Consider the following 17004-nt stretch of genomic DNA (forward strand, 5'->3'; position numbering starts at 1 on the left):
ATACCGGAGATGGATATTATGCACGAATGGGCGCTGGCGGAATCCATAATCGTTACCGTCATGAAAGAATCCGAAAAAGAAAAACTAAGCAAGGTTTTTAAGGTTACGGTAAAAATCGGTGAATTACAGTCGATTGAACTTGATATTTTTAAATTCGCCCTGGAAAATATGGTTGAATTGTACAAACCTCCTGTGGACCTGGAAAATATTTACCTGGAGATAGACAGGTGCATCCTCAAGTGCAAGGTCTGCGGCAATATTTGGAACTACCGTGATACTCCCAAAGAACTGGCAGAGGACGAAAAAGAAGCTATCCATTTTGTGCCCGAAGTTGCCCATACTTATATGAGGTGCACCCAGTGCGGCAGTCCGGATTTTGAAATACTGCAGGGGCGCGGCGTGTGGATCGATTCAATAGAAGGGGAGAAATAATGGATCCAAGACTAAATATTATTAATAAAAGGTTGGGAAACATCAACAGGATCATTGCTGTCTCTGGCGGCAAGGGCGGCATCGGCAAAAGCCAAACCGCGGCAGCCCTGGCGCTATATCTGGCTAGTCAGAATTACCGGGTGGGTCTTTTGGATTTGGATTTTTGCGGTCCCTCTTCTCACGTAATCCTGGGGATTGAAGGGGTTTCCCCAGAGGAAGACATGGGCATCATACCACCGCTGGTCAACGGTATTCGTTTCATGTCAATCACGTTCTTCAGCGGTGGTCAACCTTCTCCGCTGCGCGGCGGAGAAATCTCCAATGCCATCATTGAAATACTGGCCATAACCCGTTGGGAGTCACTGGACTTTTTAATTGTTGATATGCCTCCCGGCACCGGTGACCCAACCCTGGATGTAATCCGCCTGATGGAGAGGGTTGAGTTTCTCCTGGTCACAACACCGTCACGGGTAGCCCGGGAAGTAATGAAAAAGGAATTATCGGTATTGAGGGAACTCCGCATCCCGGTCATCGGAGTCCTGGAGAACATGAAAATAAAAAAGGATTCCCCCGCCGGAGAGGCTCTGGCCGGCTTAAAGGTCCCCTTTCTAGGTTCAATTGACTTTGATGAAGACCTTGAGGAAGCCCTGGGTGACACTGATAAACTGCTGCATACCAATTTTATCAAACAGTTGGGCCAAATACTGAGCAATTCGAAGATCATATAATAAATTGAAATCGCACCTGCATCGGCTGGTATTTTCATGATACGTGGCGCCGCCATAGCGGCCCCTATAAACGCACCTGCGAGGATCTGCTGAAAATGGATCAAGAGAACAGCAAAAAAGTATTTGTTATCGGCGTTGGCAACCTGCTTCTGGGTGATGAGGGCATTGGCATACATCTCATCCGGGAGATGAAAAAGGAGCTTTTGCCTCGTAATGTCGAACTGGTCGATGGTGGCACCGCCGGGATTGACCTGCTGTACTGGCTGGAAGAAGCAGATTACGCTATCATAGTTGATTGCGTTGAAGCCGGGGCAGTGCCAGGAGCTATTTTTCGTGTTCCCGGAGATGAGCTGCTTATTGAATCCACAGGCCAGCTCATCTCCCTGCACGATATTAATCTTAGCGAAGTATTATTATTAGCGACTAAAATGAATAAGCTTCCCCCTACGATAATTTTTGGTATCCAGCCTGAGGTTATCGGTTACCAAACCGAGCTGTCACCAACCCTTCAAAACACACTCCCCCGTTTGATGCAACTTATAAAAAAGGAAATATTAAAAATTTTTGCATAAAAAATATTTTGTATTATTGTAATTTAGAAGGAATTTTAGATATTTAGTGGAAAATTATCATTATATTTCTCCGAGCCGGGTTATAACCTAAGCAATTGGTATGGTTTACCGGCCGTTAGGGTGCACCGGGAAACTGTTGGGCCTCCCATTGTGGAAAGGAGATCTCCTAAGCAAAGGTAAAACTTTGTCCTTTTCACATTGGACAAAGTTTTTTTGCTTTTAGAGCTATTGATATAGCTTTGCAATAATTAATGTTTTTTGAAAAATATCATTATGTTTCTCCGAGCCAGTTACAACCTAAACAATTGGATGGTTTTCTGGCCGTTAGGGTTCACCGGGAAACTGTTGGGCCTCCCATTGTGGAAAGGAGATCTTTAAACAAAGGTAAAACTTTGTCCTTTTCACGTTGGATAAAGCTTTACCTTTATGTTTTTAGAGGTATTTATCCATTCTAAATCTTATAAATAGCGCTACTAGAGTCTTATCCGTAAGGGGTCCTCTTTAAAGAAATGGTTAGTTGGATTTTGGCAGCCTAAATGCGGCCAAATGTGAAGCATGGTTCATATACAACTGTTTAAAGGGGGTGCATATATAAACACATATAACTTGTTGAGTATTTTGTTAATTCATTCACAAGGAGGGTTCTGGAAAACTCATAGAAAGTGAGCGTTTAGAATGACAAACAATACGGTTCAGCAAATGCTTATTGATTTCAACAAGGAGTTTACAAAGATTGTTCTTCCGGATGATGCAGTTACGGTTGTTAGGCCGCAGGCTGGGTTATTAAAGTCGTTAAGGGAAAATGATGTGCCTATAATAAAGGTCTGCCCACCGCAGGCAAATGCGGATATGTTTTTTGATGTTTTAAAAGACGTTGCAGGCATCGTTGTAAAGCATAAACCGGACTTGGAGGGTGATATAAACAAAATTTTAAGCGCTTTACCGGCTGCCGCTGAGGCAAGAGAACTTTTTGTTATGCAGGCCTTCACACCTGGTACAAACCTGCTGGAATCTTTCAATGAGGAATTATCCCCTGAAAGCTTAGGCTTTATCTTAAACCATGTGGTCAAACCGTTTATGAAGCAGTACGCACGTAAGGTCTCTACTTTTTTTGCCCCTGAACAATGGCTAAAAGGCGCCTGCCCGGTTTGCGGCGGCAAACCCACCCTGGCACTGCTTGAAAAGGAAGAAGGGAAGAGATATCTGTACTGCGGTATGTGTGAGGCAAGATGGAGATTCCAGCGCCTGGGCTGCCCTTACTGCTCCAGTAATGAATCGCGGTTCTTCAGCGTGGAAGGAATGGAGCAATACCGCGTTTATTATTGCGACAACTGTCACGGCTATATAAAAACTCTCAATGAGGCCATGATGTTTGACAGCAGCAATTTGGATTTATTCTGGGAAGACATCAATACTGTCCACCTGGACCTATTGGCGTTGCAGGAAGGCTATGTTAATCAACCAGTTGAAATTACTGCAGCACAGCCAACGTCATAACACCCAGCGTCGGGGATCCCAAAATGATGATCCCGGAATAAAAAGCTTTCATCTGCAACGTGAAGAAGTCTAGAAATAACACCTTAAATCAAAGCAGAAACCGGAGGTGTAACGATGTCAAAGAGTGTCCTGGTGGATATTACCAGGTGTATCGGCTGCCGCAGCTGCATGGTTTCGTGCAAGTCATGGAACGACCTGCCGGCCGAGCCGAGCGAGTTCTCCAACAACTGGGACAGCCCGGGGAAATTAAGCGCCGATACCTGGACCAACGTAAGCTCCTATGTGCTCGAAGAAGGCGACCAGCTCAAGTGGCGCTTCGTTAAAAGACAATGCATGCACTGCAATGAGCCAGCCTGTGAGTCGGCGTGCTTTACCCACTCATTTGTCAAGACTAAAGAAGGGGCGGTTATTTACAAGCCTACCGAACTGAATGAGGACTACTGCGTCGGCTGCCGCTACTGCATGATCGCCTGCCCCTTTGACGTACCCGGCTTCCAGTGGGATAAGGCTCTTCCGTACGTGCAAAAGTGCCGTTTTTGTTACGACCGCACGAAGGAAGAAGGACTTGAGCCGGCATGTGTAACGGCATGCCTCACAGGCGCCTTAACCTACGGGGAAAGGGATGAAATGCTGGCACTGGCACAGGACAGGATGAGCAAAGACCCCAGGTACATTAAACATATCTACGGAGAAAAAGAATACGGCGGTACTTCCTGGCTGTATATATCGGATGTACCCTTTGATCAAATCGGCTTCAAGACGGAAGTATTCAACCGCCCTGTAACGCAAAGGTCAATCCCCTCCTTGACCTGGGATGTGCTCAAGTGGACTCCCTACATCTTCGTCGGTTGGGGCGCCCTCCTGACCGCCATGCGGGCTTATACCAAGAGACGGGCTGAGGTGCATAACGAGGAAGACTTGTACGGGCCTGTCGATCCCAAAGAATAGAATTTTAGATAAATGGAGGTGAGAATGTATGTATGGAAGGAATTGGAGCTTTAGAATTACCTGGTTCAGAATACTGTTGATTATGTTAATGCTTGGCGCTGTGGCGGCTGCCCTGTACCGTTTTGTCTTCGGTCTGGGAGCGGTCACCAACTTGAGCGACCAGTGGCCCTGGGGCCTGTGGATCGGGTTTGACCTCCTGTGCGGTATCGCCCTGGCGGGCGGCGGTTTCAGCACGGCGCTGATTGTACACGTCCTGCACCGGGATAAGTACCTGCCCATTGCCCGGGCCGCGCTTTTAACTTCCTTGCTTGGCTATATTATCTCCCTGGTCAGCCTTTTCCTGGATATCGGACGTTGGTATAACTTCTGGAGGCCTTTCTTCTACTGGGGTTTCCACTCGGTATTGTTCGAAGTGTTCTGGTGTATTTCGCTGTATACCACTATCCAGGTCCTGGAGTTTGGCGACATCTTCTTCGAGAAGGTGAAATTTCCGGCTTTAAAAAAGCTCCTGGGGTACATGATGACGCCGCTTTTAATCCTCGGTATTGTTCTACCCAGCCTGCACCAGTCCTCACTGGGCTCGCTCTACATCGTTGCGGTTGATAAGCTGTATCCCCTGTGGTGGTCCATGATCATACCCTTCTTCTTCGTCTGGTCCGCCTTCTTCCTGGGGCCGGCCATGGTCACTATTGAAGGCACCCTGGCGTCGAGGGCTTACGGACGGCAGCCGGAACTGCCTGTCTTTCAAAGCATGACCAAGATAACCATGTGGATGATGATCATTTACTTTATCGTCAAGATGATCGATCTGAACTACCGTGGCGTTTTCGGGATGGCCTTCAACGGCTCTTTCGAGAGCAACATGTTTTTAATCGAGATGATTGTCTTTATCCTGCTGCCTATTTTCATGTATGCCATTCCTGCCATCCGCACCAAGCTGTGGGGTGTTGTTACGGCTTCTCTCCTGGTGGTAGTCGGTGTAGTGTTCAACCGCATGAATGTGGTCTTCACCGGTATGGCCAAGAGTGTGGGCGGCAGCTACTTCCCGAGCGTCTGGGAATTTCTCATTACCCTCGGTATGTGGAGCTTCCTGGCGCTGGCCTACCTGTTTATTGTTGAAAATTTCTCGATCCTGCCCAAGGAAGAACATACTCACAGCACACATACCAGCTATGGCACAGGCTTCAATGTTTAATAACAAACAACGCATTAAATGAATTGAGAGATATTCATTCGGCAGTTTTGGCCGATACGTAATAAAATCAATAGATTCAGGAACTTTGAGGGGAAGAGCTGGAATGCTTGAAAAACTATTTATTTCGTTTATTCTAAAGTAAAGGAGGTTACTATTAACTAATATGAAAAAATATATTAGCCGCCGTGATTTCTTTAAATATTTGGGAGTAGGCGCAGCCGGAGCGACTTTATCCGGAGCGACTTTATTTGGAGGAGTCGGCGCAAAACCTGCTTTAGCTGGAGAAAATTTGCCTAGTTTTGAGTTGGGTACTTTTAAGTTAAAGAAAACCAAAGAAACTGCTTCTGGCTGTCCTTATTGCGGATGTGGTTGTAGTACTATTGTTTATTCAGAAAACGATAAGGTGGTTTTTATTGAAGGGGATCCTGATAGTCCTATTAATGAGGGGGCTTTATGTCCAAAAGGGGCAGCTCTTCCGGATATCCATAACTTTGTAAATAAAAAGCGTCAGCGTGTACTCAACCCGAATCGGTTAACGGAGGTTCTTTACCGTGCCCCCGGCAGCAACCAGTGGGAAGTAAAAGACTGGGATTGGGCTATGCCTGAAATCGCTAAAAGGGTAAAAAAGACCCGGGATGAACACTTTGAAGAAAAAGACGCTAATGGTGTCACGGTTAACCGCACCATGGCCATTTGCCAGATGGGCAGCGCAAATATTAACAACGAAGAAGACTATTTAATTAATAAGCTCATGCGGGGAGCCCTGGGTGTGGTTGATCTTGACCATTGCGCCCGTCTCTGACACGCCCCAACCGTAGCCGGTCTGGCTAATACTTTTGGTCGGGGAGTAATGACTAATAGTTTTACTGATTATAAGAATACAGACATATTTTTAATTATTGGATCCAACCCGGCCGAAGCTCACCCCATGGCCATGCGTCACATTGGCAAGGCCCTGGCAAAAGGAGCCAAAATGATTGTCGTTGACCCGAGGTTTACCAAAACAGCGGCCAAGGCAGATATTTACGTTCCTTTGCGTCCGGGGACAGACATTGCCTTTCTTTACGGTCTGATTAACTACGCCGTTGAAAATGATCTTTACCAACACGAGTACGTGCATAACTATACCAATGCTTCTTACTTAATCAGTCCCGATTATAATTTTGCGGATGGTGTTTTTTCCGGTTTAGAGGAAAAAGACGGCAAACTATCCTATAACACCGCCAGCTGGGCTTACCAAAAAGACGGCGATAATATTAAAAAAGACCCCACTTTGCAGGATCCCCGGTGCGTCTGGCAAATCATGAAAAAGCATGTTTCCCGCTATGACATCAAAACGGTCAGCAAAGTCACGGGAACCCCGGAAGATATTTTACAAAAAGCTTACGCTACTTATTGCGAGTCGGGAAAACCGGATGTGGCAGGCAATTTAATTTACGTACTGGGAATCACCCAGCACAGTTACGGAACTCAAAACACACGGGCAACTACCATGGTGCAGCTCTTGCTGGGCAATGTAGGCCTGCCCGGTGGCGGCCTTAACCCCCAGCGGGGGCAGTCAAATGTTCAGGGCGCCTGTGACGTGGGAATGCTGTGGAATAATATTACGGGCTATCTCAATGTCCCCGATGCGACAAAACATCCCACGTATAAGGACTACCTGGCGGTGGAAACGCCCAAGACGGGATACTGGTCCAACAAACCCAAGTTCCTGGCCAGCCTGCTCAAGGCCTGGTACGGGGAAAAAGCCGCCAAAGAAAATGACTTTTGCTATGACTGGCTGCCTAAATCAGACGGGAAAGACCATTCCCACATGTCTTCCTACGTCTCCCTGGCGGAAGGACATATTAAAGGCGTCTTTTGCTGGGCTGAAAATCCTTCCGTAGCCGGGCCGGATGCTTCTCACGAGGCCAAGGCCCTGGAAAACGCGGACTGGATGGTCTGTGTTGATTTATTTGAAAACGAAACAGCAGCTTTCTGGAAGCGTCCAGGAGTAAACCCGGCGGATATAAAAACTGAAGTTTTTGTGCTGCCGGGCGCTCTCATATACGAATCAGAAGGCACGAGAACAAACAGTTCACGCCATATTCAATGGCGCTGGAAGGCTGTTGAGCCGCCCGGACAGGCAAAAAGCAGTCTCTGGATTGCCGACCGGATATTTAAGGCTGTCCGCCAGGAATACCGTAGCGGCGGCAAATTTACCGATCCTATTTTAAACATGGTTTGGAATTATGATAAGCCGGGACAGGACGGGCCGGATATAGAAAAAATAGCGATTGAAATGAACGGTTATAATGTGGCGGACGGCCGGGTTTTAGGTACTTTCGGCGACCTGAAAGATGATGGTTCTACGGCCTGCGGTATATGGGTTTACGCCGGTTATTATTACGTTGACCCCAATGAGCAAGACCCGTTGTTAAAGATACCCGCTACCAAAAGGCATGGTACGGAGGATAAAAGCGGGCTTGGCGTATATCCGAAATGGACCTTTGCCTGGCCTGTGAATCGGCGCATTGTTTATAACCGTTGTTCGGCTGACCCGGCCGGACGGCCCTGGAAAAAGGATAAACCCTATATGGTCTGGGACGGAACAAAGTGGATTGCCAACGATGTTCCCGATTTCGGCATCACGGACGCGGCTACAAAAGCGCCGGTACCACCGGAAAAGACAGCCAATGCTCCTTTTATTATGCTTCCTGAAGGGCAGGCGCGCTTCTTTGTTCCTGCCGGCTTGAAAGAAGGTCCTATGCCGGAACACTACGAACCGGTGGAAAGCCCGGTAAAAAATTTAATTAGTAAGCAGCAAAACAATCCTATGGCTAAGAGATGGGGAGGCGAATTTGCTAAATTGGCCGAAACCGGCAGCAAAGAGTTCCCTTACGTGGCTACAACCGTCCATTACATTGAACATTATCAAACCGGGGTAAGAACCAGAAACAGCCCCATGCTGGTAGAATTGATGCCGGAACAATTTGCCACCATATCGCCGACTTTAGCCGGTAATTTGGGAATAAAACCTGGAGATGAGATAATTGTAAGCAGCGCCCGGGCGGAAATAAAAATGAAGGCCAATGTTTTACCGATTGTTAAACCCTTAATTGTAAACGGCAGTCCCATTGAAATTGTTTCCTTGCCATGGAGCTGGGGCTACATGGGATTATCCAAGGGAAGCATTGGGAACGATTTAACACCTTTTATCGGTGATGCTAACGTCGTTGTTCCGGAATACAAATCTTTTTTAGTTAACATTAGAAAAGCATAACTATTAGCTTAAGACTAACGAGCGGACCTAAATAACCTTAGTAATTAATCATGTTTTATGGTATCCTTAAAGCAACAGCCTGACTTTTGCAGGAAAGACAAAGAAAAAAACAGCGTAACCACTTGAAACATAGCGGTTGGCGCTGTTTTTGTTTTGTCATAACTTCATTGTGGAAATCAGCCTTTTTTCACATCACCTAAAATATTTTTAATAATAAATGCTTCATGGCCTCCGGTGTAAGAGGGGGTACCGACGTTTTAGGAGCTTTTTTCACAGGAAGGGAGATGACTTTCTGGAAATGGAGTATACCTTCAGGTTCCCCGTATTGGGCATAGCGGAAAAAGGAGCCATTGAGCCGCCGATTAGTTGCCGTAATGGGTGATATTACATAGAGATAATCATAATTAGAGGGAAAATATTAGGGTTAGGAAATAGCATAAGTCGGTAATACTGAACACTTCCCGTCAACAGCTGAAAATGCCCGAAAGGCCCTCCACAGAACTCGAAATCGAGTAGACCGTGATGAGCGGTCTCGTGGGTTCGAATCCCACCCTCTCCGCCATATTGCGTAGCAGCAGGGGGGGAACCAGGAGCTATTTTTCGTGTTCCCGGAGATGAGCTGCTTATTGAATCCACAGGCCAGCTCATCTCCCTGCAGGATATTAATCTAAGCGAAGTATTATTATGAGCAACTAAAATGAATACACTTCCCCCCATTATAATTTTTGGCGTCCAGCCTGAGGTTATCGGTTACCAAACTGAGCTGTCACCAACCCTTCAAAATACACTCCACCGTTTGATCCAACTTATCAAAAAGGAAATATTAAAAATTTTTACATAAAAAATATTTTATATTATTGTAATTTAGAAGGAATTTTAAATATTTAGTGGAAAATTATCATTATATTTCTCCGAGCCAGGTTATAACCTAAGCAATTGGTATGGTTTACCGGCCGTTAGGGTTCACCGGGAAACTGTTGAGCCTCCCATTGTGGAAAGGAGATCTCTTAAGCAAAGATAAAACTTTGTCCTTTTCACATTGGACAAAGTTTTACCTTTCCTTTTAAAGATATTGATATGATATAGCTTTGTTATAAGTAATGTTTTTTGAAAAATATCATTATGTTCTCCGAGCCAGGTACAACCTAAGCAATTGGTATGGTTTGCTGGCCGTTAGGGTCCATCGGGAAACTGTTGGGCCTCCCATTGTGGAAAGGAGATCTCGTAAGCAAAGGTAGAACTTTGTTCTTTTCACATTGGACAAAGTTTTACCTTTCCTTTTAGAGGCATTTAATGATTCTTAATCATTTAAAATATCGATACTGGAGTTCCAGCCATAAGGAGTCCTCTTTCGTGAAACGATGCGTTAAATTTGGCAGCTCAGATGCGGCCAAATATGAGACTGGTTTCCAAGTAACCGGTTAAAGGGGGTGCATAGAGACACATAACTTACCGGGACTTTATTAATTCATTTACAGGGAGGGATAAGGACTTGAGTTTAACCAGGCGTGAATTTATTAAGCTATGTATGAGCTCTGCGGTGGGGGCAAGCCTGCTCACAATTGTCGGACCTGATCTTGAGAAAACACTGGCTCTGGCAGCCGAAGGCAAACCGCCGGTGATCTGGCTGCAGGGGGCCAGCTGTACCGGATGTTCCGTATCTTTGTTAAACAGCGTTGACCCCGCAATTGAAAAAGTACTTCTCGATATTATCAGCTTAAAATATCACCCGAATATTTCTGCCGGGTCCGGCCACCTCATCGCTGAGATCCTGGACGAAGCCGCCACCAAATACAAGGATCAGTTTATACTGGTTGTTGAAGGCGCCATCCCCCTTAACAACGACGGTGTTTATTGTACCATCGCTGAAAAGGACGGGCGGGAAATAACCATGCTGCACGCGGTAAATGTACTGGGCAAAGCGGCCAAGGCCGTGATTGCCGCCGGCCAGTGCGCATCATACGGAGGTATTCCCGGCGCAGCCCCCAATCCCACCGGAGTCGTGGGAGTAAATAAGATCGTTGACGAAAAAAAGGTGATCAATATCTCCCTGTGCCCGATGCAGCCGGACCATTTCCTGGGCACCGTGGTATATATATTGACATACGGCGAGATCCCGGAACTGGACCGGTATGGACGGCCCAAGATGTTTTTCCCGAAACCAATACATGAAAGCTGCTTAAGGCGTGAACATTTTGACGCAGGCAGGTTCGCGCGTTTCATCGGAGATGAGGGCTGCCTGGCCCTGTTGGGCTGCAAGGGCTTTGTGGCTATGTCCGACTGCCCCACCCGCGGCTGGAACAACAACGTCAACTGGTGTGTTAAGGCCGGCGCCCCTTGCTATGCCTGCTCGGAACCGACATTCCCCGATATGTCCTCACCAATTTACGGCGTTTATCCCTTAACGAACAAAACAGCGGCTGCTGCAGCCTATTTGAATCCCCAGAAAACAGAGTTTTTGGAAAAGAACAGAGCTAGCAGAAAACTTGCTGAGTGAGGTGAAATGAAGCAGTGGTACAACGTATTATTATTGATCCGGTAACCCGGATAGAAGGGCACCTGAAAATTGAAGCAGAGATTGAAAACGGCCGGGTCATTGACGCCAAGTCGAGCGGCACTCTATTCCGCGGTCTGGAAATAATCGCCAGAGGGCGGGATCCCCGCGACGCCTGCCACCTGGTCCAGCGGATCTGCGGCGTCTGCCCCATCGCGCACGGCACCGCCTCCATCTTGTGCCTGGACGACGCCTTTAACGTCACCCCGCCTGCCAACGGCAGGATTTTGCGCAACTTGATTCAAGGCTCAAACTACCTGATGTCACACATCCTGCACTTTTACCATCTGACCGCCCTTGATTACGTTAAGGGTCCGGATACCGCCCCTTTCATCCCCCGGTATGAGGGTGACTACCGGCTGCCCAAGGAAATCAACGACAAAGCCGTGGAGCACTATATCCAGGCTTTGGACATCCGCAAAAAGGCGCATGAAATGGGCGCCGTATTCGGGGCCAAAATGCCGCACGTTACCGCCTACACGGCAGGCGGGGTAACGGAAACCGTCACGCCGGAGAAAATTACTCAGTTCAAGGCTTACCTCGTGGAAATAACTTCCTTTATCAACGACGTATATGTCCCGGATGTCCTGGCTGTAGCAGGCGCATATGACGATTGGTTCACCATCGGAGCAGGCTGCAAAAACCTGCTGGCCTACGGCGCTTTCCGGTTAACCGACCAGTTGGACCCGGATGGACAACAACAGCTTTTCAGGCGCGGTATCTACACCAAAGGCCAGTACGCGCCCATGGACCCTAAAAAGATTACCGAGGAAGTTAAATATTCCTGGTACGACGACAAATCGACCGGCAAATACCCCGGGGATGGCGCGACCGTACCGGCGCCGGGCAAAAAAGACGCCTATTCCTGGCTCAAAGCGCCGCGTTATGACGGCATGCCCTATGAAGTCGGCCCATTGTCGCGGCAGGTCGTTAACAAACAGAAAGACGTTATGGAGTTGGGAGATAAAGCGTTTTCAGTTTTGGGCAGGCACTTCGCCCGCGCCCTGGAAACAGCCCAGGTGGCAGCGGCCATGGTGGAATGGCTTGACCAGTTGGCGCCGGGCCAACCCTGTTATGAACCCTTCGATATTCCCAAGGAAGGGTCGGGCATGGGTCTGCACGAGGCGTCCCGCGGCGCCCTGGGGCACTGGATTACCATCAAAGATTACAAAATTGAGAACTACCAGGCTGTGGTGCCTACAACCTGGAACTGCGGCCCGCGGGACGACCGCGGCCAGCGCGGTCCGGTCGAGGAGGCCCTGGTGGGAACACAGGTGAAAGATCCGCATAACCCGATTGAACTGGCGCGTATCGTCCGGGCCTTTGACCCATGCATTGCCTGCGCGGTCCATGTACTGGAAATCAAGGGTGTTTCCAAAGAACCGATGAGCTTTATCGTCTAATTACCATGTATTAAGTCCGAGCGGAAATAGGAGGTGCAAAGATGTCCAATGGCGTTTTGGTAGACATTAGCAAATGCATCGGCTGCCGGAGCTGTGTGACAGCCTGCAAGACATGGAATGACCTGCCCGTTAAAACGTCCCAAAATACAAATCAGTGGGACGCCCCCGTCGATCTCGATTCCGATACCTGGACCAGGATTAGCTGCCACATTGTCGGCGAGGGGAACCAGCGCAAGTGGCGGTTTGTCAAAAGGCAGTGCATGCACTGCAACGAGCCGGCCTGCGAGTCCGCCTGCTTTACCCATTCCTTCGAAAAGACCGAGGAAGGCGCGGTTATTTATAAACCCACCGAATTGGACAAGGATTACTGCGTGGGTTGCCGCTACTGCATGATTGCGTGTCCCTTCAACATACCCAAGTTCCAGTATGAAAAAACGTTCCCGTACGTCCAAAAATGCCGTTTTTGCTACGACCGCCTGCTGGAGAACGAACGGCCCGCCTGTATCACCGCCTGCCCCACCGGCGCCTTGAAGTACGGCAACCAGGAAGAGCTCCTTGCCGAGGCCAGGCAGAGAATAAACAGCAATCCCGGCTATGTCAATCAAATCTACGGGGAAAAGGAATACGGCGGCACATCCTGGATGTATATTTCAGACGTACCGTTTGAACAGCTTGGTTTCCGCACCAATGCAACGCAAAAATCGATACCATCTTATACCTGGGATGTGCTCAAGTGGACTCCCTATATTTTTGTCGGCTGGGGCGCCCTGCTTACGGCAATGAGATTCTTCACCAAGCCGAAAGAAGAGGGGCATAATGAAGCCGAAATGTACGCTCCCGTCGATCCCAAGGAATAAAAACTATTTTTAGATACTGGAGGTGAGAATAGGTGTACGGAAGAAACTGGAGTTTTAGAATTACATGGTTTAGAATACTGCTCATACTATTTGTACTTGGCGCGGTTGCGGCTGCCTTATACCGTTTCATCTACGGCTTGGGCGCGGTAACCAACTTGAACAATGATTGGCCCTGGGGCCTGTGGATCGGCTTTGACCTCTTATGCGGGATCGCTCTGGCGGGCGGCGGTTTCAGCACAGCCTTGATTGTACATGTCCTCCATAAAGATAAGTATCTGCCCATCGCTCGCGCCGCACTGTTAACTTCCTTGTTGGGATACATTATCTCCCTGGTCAGCCTCTTCCTGGATATCGGGAGATGGTTTAACTTCTGGAGGCCTTTCTTTTACTGGGGTTTCCACTCGGTATTGTTCGAAGTGTTCTGGTGCATTGCACTTTACACAACAATCCAGGTCCTGGAGTTTGGGGACATCTTCTTCGAGAAGGTGAAGTTCCCCGCTTTGAAAAAGATCCTGGGCTACATGATGACGCCGCTGTTGATCCTTGGCATCGTCCTGCCCAGCCTGCACCAGTCCTCCCTGGGTTCGCTCTATATCGTTGCAGTTGATAAACTCTATCCCCTGTGGTGGTCCATGCTGATCCCGTTCTTCTTCGTCTGGTCCGCTTTCTTCCTGGGGCCGGCCATGGTCACCGTTGAAGGCACCCTGGCGGCGAAAGCTTATGGAAGGAATCCGGAGCTGCCTGTATTCCAAAGCATGACCAAGGTGACCATGTGGATGATGATCATTTACTTTATCGTCAAGATGATCGATCTCAACTACCGTGGTGTGTTCGGGATGGCCTTCAACGGTTCTCACGAGAGCAACATGTTTTTAATTGAAATGATCGTCTTTATCCTGTTACCGATTTTCATGTACGCCATCCCTTCCATCCGCACCAGGCTGTGGGGGGTTGTAACGGCTTCTCTCCTGGTGGTAGTAGGTGTTGTGTTTAACCGCATGAATGTGGTGTTCACCGGAATGGCCAAGAGCGTGGGCAGCAGCTATTTTCCCAGTATCTGGGAATTGCTCATTACCATCGGCATGTGGAGCTTCCTGGCATTAGCGTACTTGTTCATCGTTGAAAATTTCTCGATTCTGCCCAAGGAAGAGCATACCCACACCACAACCAGGATCTACGATACCGGCTTCCACGCTTAGCCAAACCGGTTCACTTCAAACTTTCAAGAAATTCATAAAAAATCAGGGGGCTGTGCAGTCCCCTGATTTTTACTTCACTAAGATATAAAAATAGCTATCCATTACTGAAAGCCTCAAAACCTATTCCGCCTTAGTTAAGGCTTCTCTTGGGCTTCTGTAGCAGTTGTCCGCGGTTGCGTAGTCTCTTCTTCCACTTCTTTTTTGGCTTCCTTGTCTGACTCCAGCACCTCATCCCACCCCGACATGGATGCCCTTCTGATCTCGTTTAAGGTTCTGCCCAGAGCCTTTCCGACTTCGGGAATTTGTTTGGGACCAAAAACTACCAGCGCTATAACCAGGATTAATATTATCTCAGGCATACCCAAACTGGGAAACATAAAAAATCCCCCCACCCGTTATCCCTGGCAATAATTTGTTTAGTTTTCCGGTTGAAAAATTCCGTTTAAGACCCAGCTGACAATACTGGTGATGATAGCTCCCCAAAACGCTCCCCAGAAACCGTATACTGTAAACCCGGGCACGAACCAGGAAGCAAGCCAAAAGGCCAGACCGTTTATGATAAAGATAAACAACCCCAAGGTGAAAAAAGTAATGGGCAACGTTAGGACAATCAGCACAGGTTTGATCAAGGTATTAACCACACCCAGGACCAGCGCGGCGAGCATTGCCGAAAAAAACCCTCTGATAGCAAAGCCGGATACCAGAGCATCGGCTATAATCAGGGCCAGACTGTTTAGAATTAGCTTAACTACCCAATTCACCGGCGCTCACCACCCAGCAGCATAAAGCTGCTTTTATAGTTGTTTCCTTCCGACAAGGATCCTGCAGTTGTTTCTTAACTGCTGCCTGTAAACAATAGTATAGCACAATAAAATCATATCAAGTAAAAAAAATAACTAATCTGAAAATAAGAGTCCGGCGTACCCCCACATTGACTAGTTTTCATCCGCTGCTGTCTCCGTGTTTTTATTTCAGTATTTTATCTTCTTCCAGGTCGGAGACACCGGCTTCGTCAAAAGAAGCCATCTCCCGCATTATTTTCGTGGCAGCTTCAACCAGGCTCATGGTTAGAGCGGCTCCCGTTCCCTCCCCGAGCCTCATTTGCAGGTGAATCACCGGGCGCAGATCCAACAGGTCCAACATCAGGCGGTGTCCCTGTTCACCGGACAGGTGGGAGGCAATCATGTACTGGCGGGATTTAGGCTGCAGTTTGAAGGCCACCAGGGCGGCCGCGGTGGTTATAAACCCATCAATCAATACCGGCGTCCGCCTGGCAGCGGCCCCCAGGATCACACCGGCCAGACCGGCGATCTCAAGCCCGCCGACTTTTGCCAGAACATCCAGGGCGTCTTCCGGATCCGGCCGGTTTTTTGCGAGCGCCCGGGCTATCGCGGAAATCTTCAGTTTCATAACTTCGTCGTTGACCATGGTCCCGCGGCCGGTCGCCTCTTCAGCTGTATAGCCGCCAAAGGCTGCCAGGATAGCGCTGCTCGGGGTGGTATTGCCGATCCCCATATCGCCTGTAGCGAGGAGGTTGCTTCCTGCGTCAATCTCGGACTGAGCTACCTCTATCCCCACTTCCAGTGCCTGTACTGCCTCGTCCCGTGACATAGCCGGGCCGGCGGCAATATTCCCGGTACCTGCCCTGACCTTACGCTGTACGACACCCTGCAAGGCGACGGGCGTGAGAACACCGACATCGACCACAACCAGCCTGGCAGCAGCGTGCCTTGCCAGAACCCCTATTCCGGCTACACCATTTACCATTGCCTGCATCATCTGAACGGTAACTTCACGGGGCGCTACACTTACACCTTCGTCGACCACTCCGTGGTCCCCCGCCATGACGATAACCGATTTCCCCTGAACGCGGGGTTTGGCTTTGCCGGTAATACCGGCCAGGCGTACTGCTATCTCTTCCAGCACGCCGAGGCTCCCCGGCGGCTTGATTAAGCTGTCCAGCCGTTTCTGCGCCTCTTCCATGGCCTTGCGATCCAGCTCCCCAATTTGCTTGATGGTTTGATAAAGCATTGTTTTTCAACCTCCTAATATAGTTAGAACTTGGAATCGGCTGGGGAAAAAACAAAAATCCACAGCCTCATCAGGCCGTGGATTTTACCATCATCCATCGGATACCCCTGCATAGCAGGGTTCGTGGACACAACAGGCAGGTCTCCTGGCTCACATTCATCACACATCGCACCTTCCCGGCAAACTGCCAGTGGTAAACTAGCGATAGCGCTCGTGTTTACAGTGGCGGGACCGCTCAGGACTTAAACCTGATTCCCTATTCTCCCCAGCGGGCACCTGTTGGTTTAACACAGTAATAATTTTCATAAAGATTCAACTTTAGCCAT

14 protein-coding genes and 5 riboswitches are annotated in these 17004 nt (G+C 48.6%); of the genes, 11 read left to right on the forward strand and 3 right to left on the reverse strand.

Annotated features, from left to right (window positions below; translation table 11 throughout):
- Window positions 1-18 precede the first annotated feature (18 nt).
- From hypA to nrfD (Psch_RS11145), 11 genes are all read left to right on the forward strand, one after another.
- Window positions 19-432, forward strand: a complete 414-nt coding sequence (gene hypA / locus Psch_RS11095; RefSeq protein ID WP_190240326.1) for a hydrogenase nickel incorporation protein HypA — start codon at window positions 19-21, stop codon at window positions 430-432.
- Window positions 432-1160 (forward strand): P-loop NTPase, encoded by a 729-nt coding sequence (locus Psch_RS11100; RefSeq protein WP_190240327.1) that lies wholly within the window; start codon window positions 432-434, stop codon window positions 1158-1160. The genes hypA and Psch_RS11100 overlap by 1 nt, the downstream gene beginning before the upstream one ends.
- A 95-nt stretch (window positions 1161-1255) precedes the next feature.
- Entirely contained in the window at window positions 1256-1732 is a 477-nt protein-coding gene (locus tag Psch_RS11105; protein WP_190240328.1) for a HyaD/HybD family hydrogenase maturation endopeptidase, read from the forward strand.
- A gap of 56 nt (window positions 1733-1788) precedes the next feature.
- Window positions 1789-1909: riboswitch (molybdenum cofactor riboswitch) on the forward strand.
- Window positions 1910-1999: 90 nt separating this feature from the next.
- Window positions 2000-2118: riboswitch (molybdenum cofactor riboswitch) on the forward strand.
- A 289-nt stretch (window positions 2119-2407) separates the two neighbouring features.
- Window positions 2408-3229 (forward strand): formate dehydrogenase accessory protein FdhE, encoded by an 822-nt coding sequence (locus tag Psch_RS11110; protein ID WP_190240329.1) that lies wholly within the window; start codon window positions 2408-2410, stop codon window positions 3227-3229.
- Between the two features lie 114 nt (window positions 3230-3343).
- On the forward strand, window positions 3344-4177 hold the full coding sequence (locus Psch_RS11115) for a 4Fe-4S dicluster domain-containing protein (protein ID WP_190240330.1): 834 nt from the start codon (window positions 3344-3346) through the stop codon (window positions 4175-4177).
- 28 nt (window positions 4178-4205) lie between these two features.
- Complete coding sequence (nrfD, locus tag Psch_RS11120; protein ID WP_190240331.1) at window positions 4206-5372, forward strand: NrfD/PsrC family molybdoenzyme membrane anchor subunit; 1167 nt, start codon at window positions 4206-4208, stop codon at window positions 5370-5372.
- 163 nt (window positions 5373-5535) lie between these two features.
- Window positions 5536-8634, forward strand: coding sequence for a formate dehydrogenase-N subunit alpha (gene fdnG / locus Psch_RS11125; RefSeq protein ID WP_190240332.1), 3099 nt, complete (start codon window positions 5536-5538; stop codon window positions 8632-8634).
- A gap of 897 nt (window positions 8635-9531) precedes the next feature.
- A riboswitch (molybdenum cofactor riboswitch) is annotated at window positions 9532-9652 on the forward strand.
- A gap of 97 nt (window positions 9653-9749) precedes the next feature.
- Window positions 9750-9869: riboswitch (molybdenum cofactor riboswitch) on the forward strand.
- 257 nt (window positions 9870-10126) lie between these two features.
- On the forward strand, window positions 10127-11131 hold the full coding sequence (locus tag Psch_RS11130; protein WP_190240333.1) for a hydrogenase small subunit: 1005 nt from the start codon (window positions 10127-10129) through the stop codon (window positions 11129-11131).
- 14 nt (window positions 11132-11145) lie between these two features.
- The gene (locus Psch_RS11135; RefSeq protein WP_190240334.1) at window positions 11146-12591 is read left to right on the forward strand and encodes a nickel-dependent hydrogenase large subunit; all 1446 of its coding nucleotides are present in this window, start codon (window positions 11146-11148) and stop codon (window positions 12589-12591) included.
- A gap of 41 nt (window positions 12592-12632) precedes the next feature.
- On the forward strand, window positions 12633-13448 hold the full coding sequence (locus Psch_RS11140; protein ID WP_134219916.1) for a 4Fe-4S dicluster domain-containing protein: 816 nt from the start codon (window positions 12633-12635) through the stop codon (window positions 13446-13448).
- A 32-nt stretch (window positions 13449-13480) separates the two neighbouring features.
- Window positions 13481-14647, forward strand: a complete 1167-nt coding sequence (nrfD, locus tag Psch_RS11145; RefSeq protein ID WP_190240335.1) for an NrfD/PsrC family molybdoenzyme membrane anchor subunit — start codon at window positions 13481-13483, stop codon at window positions 14645-14647.
- Between the two features lie 134 nt (window positions 14648-14781).
- On the opposite strand, the gene Psch_RS11150 is transcribed toward nrfD (Psch_RS11145), so the two are convergent.
- The 3 genes from Psch_RS11150 to cobT form a co-directional block, all read right to left on the reverse strand.
- Entirely contained in the window at window positions 14782-15024 is a 243-nt protein-coding gene (locus Psch_RS11150) for a twin-arginine translocase TatA/TatE family subunit (RefSeq protein ID WP_190240336.1), read from the reverse strand.
- Between the two features lie 39 nt (window positions 15025-15063).
- A complete protein-coding gene (locus Psch_RS11155) occupies window positions 15064-15408 on the reverse strand; it encodes a phage holin family protein (RefSeq protein ID WP_190240337.1) in 345 nt (114 codons plus the stop codon).
- A gap of 205 nt (window positions 15409-15613) precedes the next feature.
- Entirely contained in the window at window positions 15614-16678 is a 1065-nt protein-coding gene (cobT, locus tag Psch_RS11160) for a nicotinate-nucleotide--dimethylbenzimidazole phosphoribosyltransferase (protein WP_190240338.1), read from the reverse strand.
- Window positions 16679-16796: 118 nt separating this feature from the next.
- Window positions 16797-16973, reverse strand: a riboswitch (cobalamin riboswitch).
- Window positions 16974-17004 lie beyond the last annotated feature (31 nt).

The organism is Pelotomaculum schinkii (assembly GCF_004369205.1).
Taxonomy (GTDB): domain Bacteria; phylum Bacillota; class Desulfotomaculia; order Desulfotomaculales; family Pelotomaculaceae; genus Pelotomaculum_C; species Pelotomaculum_C schinkii.